We start from the raw sequence: 18,900 nt of genomic DNA, 5'->3' as shown, positions 1-18,900 counted from the left end.
ATAAAAGCTAAAAAGAAGAATAATATATTTCACGACATCTTATGATTTAAGTACGATCAAATCTTTCTTAAGTGTAAGCTATACTACTCTCGATTGACTTAAGGTAGAAAACTATAAAAATGCGAAGGGAAAATAAATCCTCCCTCCTATTAACAAGCATCTGTACCTCTTGCCTACCTAGCTAAATCTTTCATTTTTAGAAATAAATGTTCTTTTTCAACTTATCAAAATTCAATAAAGTATAAAGAGAATGTAATCAACGATTTGACACTTTCTAAAACTTAAAGCATCATATTCAAAAACGGATTTCAACATACTATAACCATTCACATGAAAACATATAAACCTCTAAATCTAACACTCAAATACTTCAATCTTATTCTGTGTTTCATCGGACTTTTTCATCAAACTTCCGCCCAAAAATCATTTACAAACTCAGAGACTGAACAGAAAGTAGAAGCTATTCTGAATGACATGAGCATTGAAGAAAAAATTGCTCAAATCACAGGTACAAGGTTGAGAGAAATAATGACCGATGGAAAACTTGATCTAGAAAAATGCAAGCAACATATCCCTTATGGAATTGGGCATTTCTGTCAATTTTCAACAGGACAAAGCTTAGAACCGGAAGATTTGAGGGATTTGGTAAGAGAGGTTCAAAACTATCTGATGACAGAAACTAGATTGAAAATCCCTGCCATTTTTCACGAAGAAGCTATAACAGGTTTTGCGACTTTAGGTGCTACCACTTTTCCTCAACAACTTGGAGTAGGTTGTACATGGAACCCAGAATTGGTCGAAAAGAACACAGCATCTACCGCTAGAAATATGAGAGAAGCAGGAGCAACTTTTGCACTTTCTCCTATGCTCGATATCAGTAGAACAGCACATTGGAACAGACACCAAGAAAGCTATGGTGAAGATGCTTATTTAACCTCAAGTATGGGAGTTGCTTTTGTAAAAGGATTACAAGGGAATGACCTAAAAACGGGAGTTGCAGCAACAGTTAAGCATTTTGCAGGATACGGTACGAAGAACAATTCTACCAAAGAACTTTACGAAGAATACTTGATGCCGCATGAAGCATGTATAAAAGTAGGGGGAGCAAAAAGTGTTATGCCATCTTATGGAGTTTATAGGGCTTTGCCAGTTACGGTTAACCCAACCATGCTAGATCATATTTTGAGAAAAGAACTTGGTTTTGATGGTTTAGTGGTGAGTGATTATGGTGCGATCAATATGGTTTATAAAAAATACAAAAGAGCTCAAAATCAGATGACAGCTGGAGCAATGGCACTTAGTGCAGGTGTAGATATTGAGTTGTCCTCCCCTATGACTTATCCTTTTTTGGTAGAAGCTTTAGAAAAAGGCTTAGTTACCAAAGAAGATATAGATCAAGCTGTTCGACGATCACTGACAATGAAAGTACGTTTGGGACTTTTAGATGATAAACCTCAAATTGGTGTGGATGGAGATTTGGATTTTGATTCTCAAGAAAATCGAAAATTGTCTTACGAAACAGCTAGTCAGTCAGTTGTGTTACTGAAAAACAATGGAATTTTACCCTTAAAAAGTGATGTAAAGAAAATCGCATTAGTTGGGCCGAATGCTGCTACTGCTCATTCTTTATTGGGAGATTATACCTATCAAGCGATCAGAGCCTTTTGGAAAAGTGAACTGTTTGATGCTAAAAATCCACATTTGGTGACACTCAAAGAGGGCTTAGAAAATAAGCTTCCGAAAAATGTGAAATTATATCATGAGAGAGGTTGTGATTGGAGTGCCCCACTAGAAGCTCAGATTGATGCGGATGGATTTGGCGATGACCGTCTTAGTAAATTGAAATTGATTTCGATTGAGGGACTGCCACAACCCGACTTACAAAATGCGACCAAGCTGGCAAAAAAGAGTGATGTTATCATAGCAGCTGTTGGAGAAAACATTTACCTAAACGGTGAGGGTAGATGGCGTAAAGGAATTGGTTTACCAGGTGAACAAGAAGCTTTTGTTGAAAAATTACTTGACACAGGTAAACCTGTAGTCTTGGTACTTTTTGGAGGACGTCAGCAAGTTATTAGCAATATAGAAAAGCGTTGTGCGGCCATTGTGAATGCTTGGTTTCCTGGAGAAGAAGGTGGAAATGCTGTAGCAGACATTTTATTAGGTAAGGTTAATCCTTCAGGAAAACTATGTGTAAGCTATCCAAGAACACAAGAAAAGAAAGAAATCAATTATAAAGATGGTTACGTGTCTGATGATCAGCCTCAGTATCCTTTTGGTTTTGGTCTTTCTTATACCTCTTTCGAATACAATGATTTTAAAATTCAAGAGGAAGCAAACTTAGATGATGAAAATTTTACCGTTAGCTGTTCTATCAAAAATACTGGAAAAAGAGAGGGAACAGAAATTGTTCAACTTTATATCTCACCTTTAGAGAAAAACTCAACGATGAAACCAATTCAACTAAAAGGTTTCAAACGAGTGAATCTGAAAGCTGGTGAAACAAAGTCTTTAAGTTTTAAAATATCCCCACAACAGTTAGCCCAATTCAAGAATAATAAATGGGTTATAGAAGGCGGTGAATATTCACTTAAGTTTGGTGCTTCATCTACGGATATAAGATTGGAAGGGAAAATCTTACTAAAAGGTGAAGAACATTTCTTAGAAAATGGTAGAGAAGTATTTTTCGCTGAAAGTCAAATCAATAATAAAGAGCTTTAAAGATTACTATGAAAAAGTCTCTCTTCCTTTGTATAATATTATTGAGCTTTATGGTTGAAAGCAAGTCTCAATCAAAACCTAATGTCATTCTTATACTTACCGATGACCAAGGTATTGGAGACTTGGGCTGTCATGGAAATCCTTGGTTAAAAACACCAAATATAGACACATTTTATGAAGAGTCTGTTCGTCTTACAGATTTCCATGTAAGCCCACTTTGCACGCCAACAAGGGCAGCAATAATGACTGGTAAATACCCAATCAATAATGGTGCTTGGGCTACATTTAAAGGAAGAGATGCACTATCAAAAAACACACCTACTATTGCCAATCTATTTCAAGAAAATGGTTATACCACAGCCCTTTTCGGAAAATGGCATTTAGGAGATAATTATCCTGTCAGACCCACCGATTCTGGTTTCAATTTCGCTATTCATCATCTTGCTGGCGGTATTGGCGAACTTTCAGATTATTGGGGAAACAGTTATTTCGATGATGTTTATTATGTCAATAATGAAGCTAAACAATTTCAAGGCTATTGCACAGATGTTTGGTTTGAAGAGAGTATGAAGTTTATAGAAAAACAGGAAGACAATCCGTTCTTTATCTATTTAGCTCTAAACGCACCCCATGACCCTCTAATTGTTGATGAAAAATATGCTGCTCCTTACAAACATCTGGAAGGTAGTGAAATCATCAGTGCTAACCTTTATGGAATGATTGCCAATATTGATGAGAACTTTGGTAAACTCCGTCAATTTTTGGCTGAAAAAAAACTAACTGATAATACTATTTTCATTTTCATGAGTGATAATGGTACTCGCTTCGGATACAGCAAAGATGGAAAACTGGGCTATAATAAAGGTTTCAGAGGGATAAAAGGAAGTAAAGCTGAAGGAGGACATAGAGTCCCATTTTTTATTCAGTGGAAAGATGGTAAAATTCAAGGAGGGAAAGACCAAGACTTTCTATCAGCCCATGTTGATCTTCTACCTACTCTTGCTAGTCTTTGTGGTATTGATCTCTCCGATAAATATCAAACTGATGGGGTTGACCTCTCTCCTATTTTGAGAGATAAAAAAGAGAATTTAGATGAACGAAGTATCTTTATTCATCACCGTCAAGATTGGCGACCGCCACATGATTTAGCTCAAAGCTGTGTCTTGCAAAATCAATGGCGCTTGATCAATGGGAAAGAACTGTATGATACTTCTAAAGACCCTTTACAGAAAAATAATATTGTAAAAGAACATAGAGAACTGGTGAATGACCTACTTTCTCAAAATGCCTCGTTCATTGAATCAAGTAAAAAACACACAGTCTACAACGAACTATCAACTGCAATCATTGGAAACAAAGCTCAAAAAGAAGTAAAGCTTACAATCCAACACGCAATAGGGGAAGATGTAGGTATCTGGAAATGTGAACAAGTAGCCAAAGGGGTAAAAAATAAAAACAATACACATTCTTTAGAAATAGAAAAAGAAGGCTATTACCTAATCTCATGCAGTAGATGGCCAAAAGAACTTGCAGCACCAATCTTAGGAAGCCCAACAAATAATCTAAATCCACACTATTCTTACAAGAATATTCATCCTGAAAAAGTAAGAATTCGCATTGCGAATCAGATCATTGAAAAAGAAATTCTAGAAAATCAGTATGCAGTTTCTTTCAGAGTATATCTTGAAAAAGGGAAAACTTTATTCTCCAATGATTTTATTGAAGATGGAGAAACGTATGGTGTTTATTATACCTACATCAGCTATGATGATGCAGAAATATAAATGTATTTAACTGAATATCCCACTGACCTCTCTAGCTTTCAACTTCTTCAAAACCCTCTATAAGATGATGAGCTAATTATATTTGATTTGCTCATCACCCACAAAATTTATGGTTATCCCCCTTACCCTGCTTTTATATGTTTTATCATAAACTTTATAAGTTGATTATAACTATTTATCTTACACATAAGATTACTCTAATTCTTGAAAAATTTATGATCATGGTTCAAGTCTAAGAATTATGATGATTAATTAGATAAAGAATAACAGCAAAATAGAAATCTAAAGTCAACTTTAAGATGTTTTTTAAAACAAAAATTGTCAAGTCTAGAATACTTAGTAAACCAATTATTATAACTACTGCCATACTCTATATTATTTCTTCTTACTACATTTTTTTAACAAATGAAGAAGATCAAAATACATCTCTCAAATTATTCTTTCTTGTAATTTATTTTTTAGGAATTTATGTCTTATTCATTCATAGAATTATAAAACCCAAAAAGATAGGTGATTTTAATTTATCAACTGAAAAAATAGAGTTTATTCAAAACGACACCTGTACAACTTTAGCAGCAGAAGATATCATCAGCATTGAGCTCCTTTATTTGGGTTATGGTGGTTGGAAAACCAATACTTTTTGGGGTAATAAAAACTATATTAAAATAAGTGATAGAACAGGTATGAAATATGATCTTGAAATTTTAATAAGGAATAAATCAACAAAAGAAGAATTAAAAACTATACTAAATAGGTATCCTTACATAAATAAATTCTCAGTTAAAAAGGGTTTAAACACACGAGTTAAATTCTAAAAATTCCTTTTTGAATAATTCCTTAAATTTGAACCAAAATACAATAAAAGATACTTATCCCATCTAACACTATTCGTTTTAGACTACACATTTTTTTGATTAACATGAAAAAGAAACACTTCAAACAAATATTCAGAATTTTATTCATAGCTTCATCTTTAGGTTCTCTTTGGTTTGTTCCATGGATTTTGGTAAAAGCTTGGATTCTTCCATTACCAAATACCGTTCAAGAACAAGTAAATGAAGCTATTGGACATGGATTTGATGGAATGATTGTGTATGTAGATGAAGCAGGGAAGTCACCTATGTATTATACAGGAGGTTGGAAAGACAGAGATAATAAAATTCCCGCTGATCCGAAATCATTATTCAAGATTGCAAGTATTAGTAAATTATATGCAGCTGTTGCGATCACTAAATTAGTGAAAGATGAGCAACTTTCACTTGATGAAACCCTTGCTGACTACTTCCCAAACCTTATTGATAGAATTGAAAATGCTGACAAAATCACATTAAAGATGATGGTACAGCATAGGTCAGGTATTCCGAATTTCACTGATAATCCTTTGTATTGGGAAAACGAACAGGAAAATGGTAAAAATGCACTTGATTTTGCCCTTGATCTACCTGCTAGTTTTGCTCCTGATGAAGGATATGAATATTCAAATACCAATTATTTATTGCTTCGAAAGATTATCGATCAAGTTTTAGGCTATAGTCATCAACAATATATCAAAGAGAAAATATTAGTTCCTCTCAAACTAAATAACACATTTTTTTCGCTTAGTGAGGTCAATTTAGATGATGTAATGAGTGGATATTATGTCGGATACAACGAAGACTTTAAAGCTAATGAATATGGAATGTTAGCTACAGCAGAAGATGTAGGTAGATTTTTACGAGCTTTAAACGATGGATCATTATTAGATGAGGAAGAACAAAAAATCTATCCTTATGTCTATGACCATGGAGGTTTAGTTATTGGTTATCAAAGTTTAGCTGAATATCATAAAGATATCGATGCCGTGGTTGTCCAATTTATTAATACTACTGATTTTAATGGCTATGAGTGGAACTTATCAGAAATTACAATTAATCGTATTGTAGATATAATTCGAAGACAAGACCAAGAAAACCTTTGAGGATGAATAGTAGAATATTACTACCTATATTTCGTTTAATTTTTTTTTATGTAGATTAATCACTTTTATCGATTCATCAGAAATGAATGAAGTATCAATAAGTTATTTTTTAGTTTAATATGATATTTAGTAAAATTTTTAAAGCTTGTTCTAAGCTATATATTTTTAGCACTAAAATATATGCTATTTATACCATTGTTATAGGTTTTTCTTTAGGTGTCTATCACTTATCATTCAAACAAATTCTTATAGCTTCAATTTTTCTAATCTTTCCATTATACCTCTTTATGATATATTTTTTAGCTAATGGAAAATATAAAGTCACCAGAAATCAATTTATAGAACATATAAAGAATATCGCTAAAACTTTTCCAGAGGTTTTGGATACGGTCTTCTTTGCTTCAATTTTATTTGTAATATATCAACTTGGGGAGACTGATATTAGATCTGGGATTTATCTATTTTCCCTATACATAATTTTAATTTGGATAAGAACGATTAGAGCAAAAATTAAAAAGGATACCAACAAAGAGATAAAATCAAAGTAAGATAGAAGTTAATTTTTTACGTAATGACTTAGGTGAATCATCGGTAAAGAATCTCAAATCTTATTTATACCTCATAACTCTTAGAGATATACTAATAAAAGGAAGTAAAAAGTAAATACTGATTTAAATATTCTCAATATAAATCACAAGATTGTCATCTCGATTCAGTCCTAATTTTTTCCTTAAACGATAACGGGCTTTGTTTATACTTTCAGCTGTAACACCAAGTAATTCAGCCATTTCTTTACTGGAAAAATTTAATTTGATTAAAGCACAAAGCTTTCGTTCATTTGGACTCAGATTTGGATGTTTTTCATTTAATGAAGCATAAAATTTAGTGTTTACTTGTACAAATCTAGCTTCAAACTCATCCCAAGTTCGTGTAGTATTTACATTGATTGTACTTCTAATACGTTCAACAGAGGTGTAGTCTTTTTCCGTTTGAATCTTTTCTAATCTTAATTTAATCTCATCTAAAAGTTTATCCTTTTCAATCAGTTGAAGTGCTGTTACTGTCAACTCCTTTTTCTTTACTTCTAAATCTTTCTTCGCTTGTTCTTCTACATATTTTTGCTGAAGAAGATGTTTCTTACGGACTAAACTTATAATATAAAATGACGCGAAAATTGTAATACAGATAAGGAGTAGACTAAAGATCAATTGTTGTTGAAGTTTTTCTTTTTCAGTTTCTAGGAGTTGAAATGCTTGAGCCTTTTCAACTTTTTGATGCTCAACTAAAGCTTTCCTATAAGAATCCTTTATTTCGAGTAAATGTAAATTCTGTTTGCTCTGACTCCCAAACAATTGATCTCCTAATTTCTTAGATTCTGTCATCTGTAAAAAAGCCGCTTGATAATCACCTAATTCAAAGTTAAGCTCAGAAGCTTTCTCTAATAACTCTACTTTTAGTCCAATACGAGTTTTATTTAAAGAAATAGCATCAAGACTCTGTTCATAAAATTTGAGTGCTTTTTTCTTCTCCCCTTTTTTAGCATATAAATCACCCCACATTGAATAAAGAATCGAAGAATAGGCATTCTCAACTGAAGTGTGATTTGATATTTCAGCAAGTAAATTTTCAGCTTCAGAAAAATAACCATTTATGGTATTGAGATGTGCTTTTTCTGCCAAAACAAATATCCTTTCATCCATAGGCGTTTGTAATGAATCTTGGATCTGTTCACAAATACGAAGTTCCTTCTGAGCCAAATCAAACTGCTCATTCATTCGATATGTAAGTGCAGCGGTAAAATGCAATTTCCCTTTATGTTCCAAAGAATGAGAATTTGTTGTCTTTTGAGCATAGTAAAACATGGAATCGATGCTTTCAATAGCCTTTTTCTTCTGATGAAAAATAGAATATAACATTGAAAGCTGCTTGTATGCCTTATATGTCAGTTCATGATTTTGGATTGAATTAGCAAGAGCTAAAACTTCCCAAATCTGATCGTAAGCTTTCGGATAATCAGCTATACCTGTATAATACTGAACTTGCTTAAGTTTAGCCTCTGTACTACTTACAACCGAATCTAATTTTACTCCTGATGTAATATCGTTTGCTAGAACTTTATTATTCGTAGAAAAAAATAGTCCAAGAAAAAGAATGTATAAAAAAGTATGATGCACGCTCAAAATGAAATTAATGTTAGTTTGCTCTAAACTTGGGGGTGTAAATTATTCTAAAAATAGCCAAAATTCTTCAAGTCCATATAATGTCCATCTCCTTTTTTTAATCCTTAAATCTAGAATAAATACATTCCTATAAAGTTAAATCAAAGACAATACAATGAAAAAACTATTCTACTTTTTAGGATTAATACTTTCCATTCAGACTTTCGCTCAAGACAAACAAAATATTGATTTATTCTATGTGAGTTTAGAAAAGGGCCAAGCACAACCTCTTAAACAAATTCCATTTACAGAAACTTCTGAAAAAATAAGATGGGGTCATGAAATAAAGGTTTACCCCAATATTGAACACCAAACCATAGAAGGGATTGGTGGCGCATTCAATGAAATTGGAGGAGAGGCATTACTTAGTTTAGATCACAAACTACAAAGAGAAGTATTACAAAATTTATTCGATAAAGATAAAGCTGGATTTACCTTTTGTCGGACAGCAATTGGGGCAAGTGATTTTGGCATTGATGCCTACAGCTACTCTGAAACTCCAGAAGATTATAATATGGATTACTTTTCAATTGAAAGAGATCAAAAGTTTGTACTACCATACCTCAAAGCTGCTTTAGCAATAAATCCTGATCTCTTAATATTTGGTTCTCCTTGGAGTCCACCAGCGTGGATGAAAAACAATAATTCAATGACTGGGCTTACTGAAAAACCAAATACATTCAGAGATGAAAATAAAGTTTACAAAGCTTATGCAAAATATTTTGCTGAGTATGTAAAGGCTTATGAAAGTGAAGGTGTCAAGATAAATCGGATTTGTGTTCAGAATGAGAACGATGCCAATACAAAATACCCAAGTTGTACGATGCCACCTGCTCAAATGCTGAAACTTGCTCATCAGTATATAATTCCTACATTCAAAAAAGAGAAACTCAATACCAAAGTTTTTGCTGGTACATTCCGAACGGCATTAAATCTGGATATGATCGAATTTTTGGGTATGGAAAATGCAGATAAAATAGATGGAATTGGACTTCAATATACAAGTAAATCTATCATAACAGATGCTGTAAGAATGCAAGCTAATATAAAAATGTTCCATACTGAAGGACATTGTTACAACGGTAAAAACAGTGTTGAACAGGCTGAACATCGACTTGAAGAAGCGGCAGACTACATCAATAGTGGTTTGACTAACTACTGCTATTGGAACATGATTTTGAATGAAACAACCAAGAGTGGTTGGGATTGGAAACAAAATTCACTCATCAATATTGACAGAGAAAAGAAAACGATTCAGTACAATCCTGACTATAATGCCATGTATATTTTAGGACACTTTATTAAACCAAATGATATCAGAGTGGCATCTACAAGTCATCGACCAATGATTACAGTGAAAAGTCCAGATGGAAAAGTGAAAATTCTAATTCAGAATACCGATGAAAAAGAGGCTCCTTATCGTCTTAAAATTAATGGCGAAATAAGAGACTTTAAAATCCCTGCCAAAGGGATCACAGCTATAGTTTATAATCTAGACAATAAGAAATTATAAAACAAAACATTCAAAAAAGTCCTGTAAACAGTACTAGCGTTTACAGGACTTTTGACATTAATAAGAAAATGAAAACTAATTTTCTAAAAATTGACTTGAGTTGGCTAATTCTCTCAAATACAAAAATCGATTTGAGATATTACCTTCCACGTTTTTCCATTTGCTTTGGTCTAAATCATTGAGTGTTAATTTCATGGGTGTAAGCTCACTTAAAAGTACTATTGTGTTCAAAACCAAGTTAGCTGCAATTTGATCCGGACATTGTTCCAAGATATCTAATAACAATGGTTTAGGGTTGATTCTACCTGTCAATCCCAAAAACTCAGCTGCTCTCATTCGTACAAAAATATCTGTATCATTTTTAGCCATTTCCTCTGCTTGGCTATAAAACTGATTTGCTTCTTCCCCAAAAACACTACAATTAATTAATGCCCAATATCGTTCAAAATTATTCTTTGAGTTTAAAGCCTTTCCAATCTTCTTTTTCACCATAGCGAAAGATTGAAGTTGTAAGTCTGCAATATCAATTAACTTTCTTATTTCAGTTTTATGCTCTTGACCAAAAGAAACTCCATCAGTTGTTATGCCCTTCAGTAAGAAGGACTCAGGATAGAATGAAAGATCAGGCATATCACTAACTCTATCATGCATGAGTTTTCTCATCTCTAAAAGAACGGATGCATAAGCAGGGTCCAATGCCAGATTATTCACTTCATGCGGATCATTTTCTAAATCAAATAACTGTTCTGGTAAACGCTTATGATAAAATGCCAATTGCTCATCATTCAACTTTCCTTTTTTTGCAAGTGCTCTCCATTCTCTGAAAGCTTCTTGTTTGTATCTGTATGAATTATGTAAACCATCAAAATTAAAAGGTTGATAGCTTCTCCAATAACTATATTTCCCTTTTCGAAGAAAACGTACCATATCATATTTTTCATCAAATCGGTCTGCATAGCCAAAAGTCTCATCTCTTTTAGCTAATTTTTCTATAGAAACTCCCTTCCCCAAAAATGGTTTACCATCTATTAGATCGGGAATTTTGATCCCTGCCAAATTTAGAACTGTAGCTGATAAATCAACAAACTCTACAAAACCATCCACTCTACTACCCTCTGAAACTGGTGATAAATGTTTCCAGTTCTTGGGCACGTGAACAACCATTGCGACTTGCAATCCATCATTATGAGCATATCCTTTTCCTCCCGGCAATACTCCTCCATGATCTCCATAATGAAAAATAAAAGTATCGTCTAATAAACCATCATCTTCCAACTGTTGAATCAGCCTTCCAACTTTTTTATCTACATAATGATTCAATGAAATGTATTGTGCATATTTCTTTCTGAAGGTATCAGTATCTGGATGATAAGGAAATAATTCTACTTCTGATGGATTTCCGATATCTTCAATTCCTTCCTTCAGCTCACCAAACATCTGACCTTCATGAGTATCATAGAAGTTTTGAACATGAAAAAATGGTTGATTTTCTTCCCTATTTCTAAAGCTTGCTTTTCTTGAACTTTCATCCCAAACTCCATTTACATCTTCAGCAACAAAATTATAATCTTGTTTGCTGTTGTTAGTCGTATAGTAACCTGCTTGTCGCAAGTAATAAGGAAAAAGTTTAAGGCCTTTAGGCATCTTTACTTTCTGTTCTGCACGATGATAATGCGCTCCAATTTTTGGCCCATACAAACCAGAAATAATTGTACTTCTAGCAGTAGAACAAACAGGAGCATTTGAATAAGCATTATTGAATACAATACCATGTTCTGCCAATTTCTCAATATTTGGCATTGGGGCGCCATGCTCGGGATTATACAATCGATACCAACTTGCAGAATTGTCTTCAGTTGTCAACCAAACAATATTTGGTCGCTGTTGTTGTGCAAAAAGTAAGTATGGTAACAAATATGATATTGAGAATAATATGAATTTTTTCATAGTTGAAAAATGTAAATAGAAAAAGGCACTAACTAATTCTAATCAGCACCTTCTCCAATAATTATTCAATTAGTTATTTCAAATTGATCAATGTCTCTACTGGTGTAGAAGCTCCGAGTTCTAAACTTCTTTCAGAGGGCAATGCATTTGAAATTGCTAGTTTATATTTTCCTTTTCTCCATTCTTTCTCTCCCTCTGAATTAAACATCTTGAGTTCCTCTGCCAAAAGTTTAAATGTAACTTTTTTAGACTCACCCGCATTAAGTCGAACACGCTCAAAACTTTTCAGCATATATTTAGCCGTAAGTTCATCTCCTTCTGTTGGAATCAGATAAAGTTGAGCTACATCTTCTGCTATTTGCTTTCCAATATTTGATACCACACAAGAAATAGTCACTTCATCTTTTGATTTTATTTTTTGACTAGAAATTTCAAGATCAGAGTACGTGAATTTTGAATAGGATAAACCAAAACCAAACGGGAAAAGAGGTTCTTCTTCCATGAATTTATAAGTTCTACCCTTCATCGAGTAATCTTCATAAGCAGGTAATTGTGCTATATTTTTGGGGAAAGTGATCGGTAATTTCCCCGAGGGAGAAACATCTCCAAAAAGAACATCAGCAACAGCATTTCCACCTTGCTCTCCAGGAAACCAAATCTGTAAAATGGCGTCACAGTGTTCCTCAATTCCTTCTAATGAAACAGGACTACCGCTTGCAATCACCAATACCAAAGGTCCTTTTTTATAATCAGCCAATTCTTTGATATAATCAATCTGATTTTGTGGCAATTTTAAATCCTTTCGATCCCCCATATTAGCCGAAGCGATTGCATCAACTTCTTCCCCCTCCATATCTGCAGTTGTACCTACCACACAAATAGTTACATCAGATTCAGCAGCTACGTGTGGTGCCCAATTTTTAGGATTTAAATTCTTTTGGAAAGGCAAGGCTCCACTTCTATAATTCAAAGAAGTACCCAGAGAAACTGTATTGCTAATACCTTCTAAGATTGTCACCAAATTTGGACTAATTCCGTAATAGCTTCCCATAAGCATATCTGCAGAATTAGCGAACGGACCCGTAACATAAGGCACTTTGATATCTTTAGATAGGGGTAAAATATTCTCTTTATTTTTTAATAAGACTATTGACTTTTGAGCTGCTTCTCTTGCTAAAGCTACATGTTCATCACTATGAATATTTTCGGAAGAAATCTGAGTGTATTTATTCTGTTTTGAATCATCAAACATGCCCAATCGGAATCGAGTTTTGAAAAGTTGTACCGTACGTTGATGCAACAAGTCCTCTGTAATTAAACCTTTTACTAAAGCTTTTTTCAGATTATTCGCATAAGTCTGACCACAATTCAAATTGGTACCACTTTGCAAAGCTACAGCAGCTGCTTCTACCCCCGTTTTTGTATAATGCATTTTATGTGCTATTCCACTTACAGCACCGCAATCCGAAGTAATGTAACCATCAAAGCCCCAATTTTCTCTAAGTATATCTTGCAAAAGAAGAGGATTTGCTGCCGAGGGTTTACCATAAACCGCATTGTATGCACCCATCACACCCTCTACTTTTCCTTCTTTCACTAATGCCTCAAAAGCTGGTAGATATGTTTCATAGAAATCTTTCTTAGATGGCTCTGCATTAAACTCATGTCGTAACTCTTCAGGTCCAGAATGAACAGCGAAGTGTTTCGCACATGCAGCCGTTTTAAGATAAGTTTCATCATTCCCTTGAAGACCATTTACAAAAGCCACACCTATTTTTGAAGTTAGGAATGGGTCTTCACCATATGTTTCTTGTCCCCTTCCCCATCTTGGATCTCTGAAAATATTGACATTGGGAGTCCAAAAAGTTAGACCTGCGTATTTACTACGGTTGCCCATGGCTTGAGATATTTCAAACTTTGCTCGGGCTTCAGTAGAAATAGCTGTAGCCACTCGCTTTGCTAAATCTGGATCGAAAGTCGCTCCTATAGCTATGCCTTGTGGGAAAATTGTTGCTTTACCATTTCTTGCAACACCATGCAATGCCTCATTCCACCAATTATATTCTGGTACATTCAACCTTGGGATAGCAGGAGCTGCATTTCCTAATTGCGCTATTTTTTCATCTATGGTCATCTGACTTACCAAAAGCTCCACTCTGTCATCTAGCGGAATGGTATGATCAAAATATGATAAATCGACGTCCTGGGATTGAACTGAAAAAAAACTAATCAGTAATGTAATTGTGCCTCCCAACTTTAAAAAAATGGGTGGTATATTGAATCCCTGTATTTTTGTAATGTTTAGTTTCATGTGTTGGTCTTACTTCTTAAAAATCTGTTCGCTTGAAAATAGAAAGAACATCTAAATTGGAGGATAGGTATAATAGTAGAATAAGAGGGTAAGAATTTATAATTATTAGTTTACCTTCCTTTTCATTCCAATTTTATGAAATAAGACACAGGGATTAACTCACTGATTTATCCAATGAATAATGTATTTATCCCTATGTAGAGTTTTTGAGTTTATGAAACTTCATAGCACTAAATCTGTAGAATTAAAATGGGGTAAATGGAACAACCATTACCATTTCCATGGCTAGATTTACCCTTTCTTGTCCTTTCACCTTATAAATTGCTGTAAAACAATCATCTTCTTTGAGGTAACGATTTTCAAAACTTGTCAAAGAGTCTAGATTCGTGAAATACTCTACTGTTGCCATTACACCAATATCATGATCTGAGAAAAAGAAAAACTGCGCTGTATTTTCGGGGCCTTTCATTCTAGAGACCAAAGCATAGTCGGTTTCTGTCTTATTCTGAATCAGTTGTAAACTTGTATCAGCTAAAATGGGATGTCCCGAAAAAGTGATCATACGATCATTAAGTTCAAAATACGGATTCGCTTCATTAAATAGATAAACGAAATTCTTCTGATCTTTTAGCCTGCCCACATAAATCGAATGGTCTTTTTTTAGGTCTGAAAAACTACTTTTACTTGCATATTTAATCTCAAAATCATTCTCAAACTGGGTAAATAAACGGCTCAAATCATGACTTGCATGCTCTGCCATTCTTGTTGAATAGGTATAATTAGAAGATTTTGTCTTTTGGGCAAGATTTGGGTTTTCCTTCACGAACTGATAATACTCCTCTAAGCTATTTACGCTAAAATCTCTTGTCCAACCATTCCGTCCTGATATGGTTTTCCCTCCAAAACCAAAAGAATCACCAATGTAAAGATTCGTAGTTTGTTCACTTTCAAAAAAAGACTCCCAAACCTTTGGTGGATGGTTGGGTAATTGAAAAAAAGCAAGAATGAAGACGGGTATCATTCCTAAAAAATACGGTACTAACGGTCTAATTTGTATATGTTTTGGGGTACTTGTTTCTGCCATTTGTTTTTCAAAACGCAGACCATATTGTCCTTTATCAATTTGAAGTTTCCACACATCAGATACTCCTTCATTTTGATAATAAGCGTCCAACTTTTTTCGAAGGTTATAAATGTTTACTCGCACCCTCGGGTTATTTCGAATTTCATTTGGTTTTCCTCCAAAAAACTCCAAATCTATGATTCCTTCTTTCAAGAAACGGTCTTCAATATTTACTTCTACCAAATATCGAAGCATAGCAGAACTACTTGGAGCTTTCTTAAATGTATCACTCCCAACTATACGTTCTACCAACACTAATTTTTCTTCCTTCGAAATCATAAAAAACACAGTTTCTAAAAATAAAAAAACACCCCCGCTTTAGGCTATTTTTTTTGGTTTATAGAATTCCATAAAACCGTTATAGCAACCGTTAAAGCTTCGTTAATTCTCATTAAAATAAGGTTTTTAGCTGTATTTACACAATAAAAACATAGTCAATATCAATTATGTACAAGCGTATCAAATCAAGTATAAACGTACTTCTACTACTTTCTTTTTTTATTCCGATTTTATCGTTGGCTCAACAGTCCATTCATACCGAAAGACAATACTTGTCGGGTACGAGTAAAGACGATACCAAGACTTGGGATTTCTTCTGTTCGGAAGGACGAAATAGTGGAAAATGGACAAAGATTGAAGTGCCTTCATGTTGGGAACAACAGGGTTTTGGAGCATACAATTACGGACATGACCCTATGGAAGATCGTGCGAAAGAATATGGCTTATATCGTCATAAATTTAAGGTTTCAAAAGACTGGAAAGGAAGAGAAATCAAAATCGTTTTGGAAGGTGTCATGACCGATGCAGAAGTCAAGATCAACGGGAAGCGAGCAGGTGAAATTCATCAAGGCTCGTTCTACGAATTTAAATATTCGATCAGTAAACTAATTCATTATGGAAAAGAGAATCTTTTAGAAATAAAAGTAGATAAAGTTTCTGCAAATGAATCTGTAAACTACGCAGAACGTAAAGCTGATTTTTGGGTTTTTGGAGGAATTTACCGTCCTGTATATCTAGAAGCCTTTCCTAAAGAAAACATAGAAAGAGTAGCCATAAATGCAGAAATGACTGGAGACATTTCTACCGATATTTTTCTTCATTCAAATGCGGCTCAATATGTCACTTTGGAACTGCAAGATTTAAAGGGGAATAAACTTCAAGATTTACCAATTTCTAAGATTGAAAAATCAGATGCAAAGTGGAAGCTGAACACTAAAGCTCAGAACATTCAAACATGGAATCCTGAACAACCAAATCTTTACCAATTGACGTTTCTGCTTAAAGATAAAAAAGGAAAAACACTACATCAGTACAACCAACGAATTGGCTTTCGAACAGTAGAACTCAGAGAAAGTGATGGTGTTTACGTCAATGGTCAGCGGATCAAGTTTAAAGGGGTAAACAGACATTCATTTCATCCCGAATCTGGAAGAACAACTTCTAAAGCACTCAGCATCGAACATGTAAACATGATGAAAGATATGAATATGAATGCCGTTCGTATGTCGCATTATCCTCCAGATGTTCATTTTTTGGAAGTCTGTGATTCCTTAGGGCTTTTCGTCATTGATGAGCTTTGTACTTGGCATAGCCCCAAACTTGATACTGAACTTAGCCACAAACTTGTAAAAGAATTAGTGGTCAGAGACGTGAATCATCCGAGTATTTTACTTTGGGCAAATGGCAATGAAACAGGCTGGAATACCGATTTAGATGATGACTATGCCATTTGGGATATTCAAAAAAGAGAAGTGATTCATCCTTGGAATATCTTCAAAAAAACCAATACGTTACATTATTTCAGGTATCATGCTTTTGCAAGAGATGCATACTCGCAAGATAAAATATATTTCCCTACGGAGTTTCTTCATGGTTTGTACGATGGTGGTCATGGAGCTGGCTTGGATGATTATTGGCAACAAATGTGGCATATGCCTTTGAGTGCAGGTGGATTTCTTTGGGATTTTGCCGATGAAGCTATTCTGAGAACAGACCGAGACGGAGAACTCGACACAGACGGAAATCATGCTGCCGATGGAATAGTTGGCCCTTACGGAGAAAAGGAAGGAAGTTATTATACGATCAAGGAAGTATGGTCTCCGATTTACATAGAAGATCGTTTTATCAGAGATGATTTTAATGGAAAATTCCGAATCGAAAATCGTTATCATTTCACGAATCTGAAAGAATGTAAACTAGAAGCAAAATGGTTACTTTTTGATGGGCCAAATGGAAAAAATAAGTCGCATATACTCGATCAACAACAGCTTGAATTTCCGGATTTAGCCCCCGAACAAAAAGGCTTTTTTCAAGTCGAATTACCTCCAAACTGGCAATCTGCTCATGCATTACATTTGACGGCCTTTGATCCGTATGGAAAAGAAATTTTCACTTGGAGCTATCCTATTCAGCAAGCCAATGAACTTGAAATAGAACAAACTCAAACTCTGAATACTAAAAGTAAAATTAGTTGGAAAAAACATGGAGAAGAATACCATTTCAAGGTTGGTAAAATGGAATATCAGTTTTCTGCAAAAAATGGGATTCTACAGAAAGTGAAAAAAGAAGGACATGTAATTCCCTTAGAAAACGGCCCAATTCTTTTAGGACAAAACGATGCGATTGATACGATTTACATTGATAAAAAAGATGAAAAACTAAAACTCATCACGCAATTTGTTGCTACCGACAAAACACCAAAATGGGCAGCTCATGTAGAGCTAAGTTCTGATAAAATTAGTTGGACTATTCACCCAAATGCTTTATTAGAATTGGAAGTAGAGATTAAAGGAAAACGTATCGTTCAAGATTACAAAGGCATCTCTTTTACTTTTCCAGAAACTGAGGTTTCGGGCATGAAATGGCTAGGTGATGGTCCCTACCGAGTATGGCGAAACCGACTGAAAGGCACTCGTTTTCAGACTTGGCAAAACGATTACAACAATACAATCACAGGGGTTTCGGGCTTTGAATATCCCGAATTTAAAGGGTTTTATTCCAATTTGTATTGGGCAAAAATAGAAGGTAAAAATGAAAATGGTTTTACAGTTTATTGCCACACTCCTTTCACCTATTTGCATATGCTTACTCCCGAAAATCCACCACAAGACCCTAAAAAGAAGGTAAGTCCTGTATTTCCAGAAGGAGATATTTCTTTTCTCATGAACATTCCTGGTATTGGTTCTAAATTCCAACAACCCGAAACCATGGGGCCACAAGGACATACAGAAAACTATTTCGGAAATGATGATGACCCGATACGGATTCATCTCACTTTTGATTTCAATACACAAAGCCCAAAAATCTAAACTCTCAACACTTTTAT

General features: G+C 34.4%; 10 protein-coding genes. 6 read left to right on the top strand and 4 right to left on the bottom strand.

All coding sequences use genetic code 11. The features are described from left to right. Positions 1-330 precede the first annotated feature (330 nt). From BC781_RS22185 to BC781_RS22170, 4 genes are all read left to right on the top strand, one after another. The gene (locus BC781_RS22185) at positions 331-2,721 is read left to right on the top strand and encodes a glycoside hydrolase family 3 N-terminal domain-containing protein (protein WP_109622097.1); all 2,391 of its coding nucleotides are present in this window, start codon (positions 331-333) and stop codon (positions 2,719-2,721) included. 8 nt (positions 2,722-2,729) lie between these two features. Then, entirely contained in the window at positions 2,730-4,505 is a 1,776-nt protein-coding gene (locus tag BC781_RS22180; protein ID WP_109622095.1) for an arylsulfatase, read from the top strand. A gap of 299 nt (positions 4,506-4,804) precedes the next feature. After that, entirely contained in the window at positions 4,805-5,320 is a 516-nt protein-coding gene (locus BC781_RS22175) for a hypothetical protein (protein ID WP_109622093.1), read from the top strand. 104 nt (positions 5,321-5,424) lie between these two features. Then, complete coding sequence (locus BC781_RS22170; RefSeq protein WP_109622090.1) at positions 5,425-6,462, top strand: serine hydrolase domain-containing protein; 1,038 nt, start codon at positions 5,425-5,427, stop codon at positions 6,460-6,462. A gap of 671 nt (positions 6,463-7,133) precedes the next feature. Here the strand turns inward: BC781_RS22170 and BC781_RS22160 are convergent. Next, positions 7,134-8,636 (bottom strand): helix-turn-helix transcriptional regulator, encoded by a 1,503-nt coding sequence (locus BC781_RS22160; RefSeq protein WP_109622085.1) that lies wholly within the window; start codon positions 8,634-8,636, stop codon positions 7,134-7,136. A gap of 160 nt (positions 8,637-8,796) precedes the next feature. On the opposite strand from BC781_RS22160, the gene BC781_RS22155 reads away from it, so the two are divergent. Then, positions 8,797-10,194 carry a glycoside hydrolase family 30 protein gene (locus tag BC781_RS22155; protein WP_109622082.1) on the top strand — a complete coding sequence of 466 codons (1,398 nt, stop codon included), beginning with the start codon at positions 8,797-8,799 and terminating at the stop codon, positions 10,192-10,194. Positions 10,195-10,269: 75 nt separating this feature from the next. On the opposite strand, the gene BC781_RS22150 is transcribed toward BC781_RS22155, so the two are convergent. The 3 genes from BC781_RS22150 to BC781_RS22140 form a co-directional block, all read right to left on the bottom strand. Beyond that, positions 10,270-12,141 carry a sulfatase family protein gene (locus BC781_RS22150; protein WP_109622080.1) on the bottom strand — a complete coding sequence of 624 codons (1,872 nt, stop codon included), beginning with the start codon at positions 12,139-12,141 and terminating at the stop codon, positions 10,270-10,272. Positions 12,142-12,214: 73 nt separating this feature from the next. Then, positions 12,215-14,452, bottom strand: a complete 2,238-nt coding sequence (locus tag BC781_RS22145) for a glycoside hydrolase family 3 C-terminal domain-containing protein (protein WP_109622078.1) — start codon at positions 14,450-14,452, stop codon at positions 12,215-12,217. Positions 14,453-14,696: 244 nt separating this feature from the next. Continuing rightward, positions 14,697-15,854: a hypothetical protein gene (locus tag BC781_RS22140; protein ID WP_109622076.1), complete on the bottom strand. Its 1,158-nt coding sequence runs from the start codon at positions 15,852-15,854 to the stop codon at positions 14,697-14,699. 167 nt (positions 15,855-16,021) lie between these two features. Between BC781_RS22140 and BC781_RS22135 the strand changes: the two genes are divergently transcribed. After that, positions 16,022-18,883, top strand: a complete 2,862-nt coding sequence (locus tag BC781_RS22135; RefSeq protein WP_109622073.1) for a glycoside hydrolase family 2 protein — start codon at positions 16,022-16,024, stop codon at positions 18,881-18,883. Positions 18,884-18,900: the final 17 nt, after the last annotated feature.

Origin of the sequence: Sediminitomix flava, assembly GCF_003149185.1 — a bacterium.
GTDB lineage: Bacteria > Bacteroidota > Bacteroidia > Cytophagales > Flammeovirgaceae > Sediminitomix > Sediminitomix flava.
The sequence above is the reverse complement of the archived record's forward strand: the minus strand, read 5'-3'. Positions and strand labels throughout refer to the sequence as shown.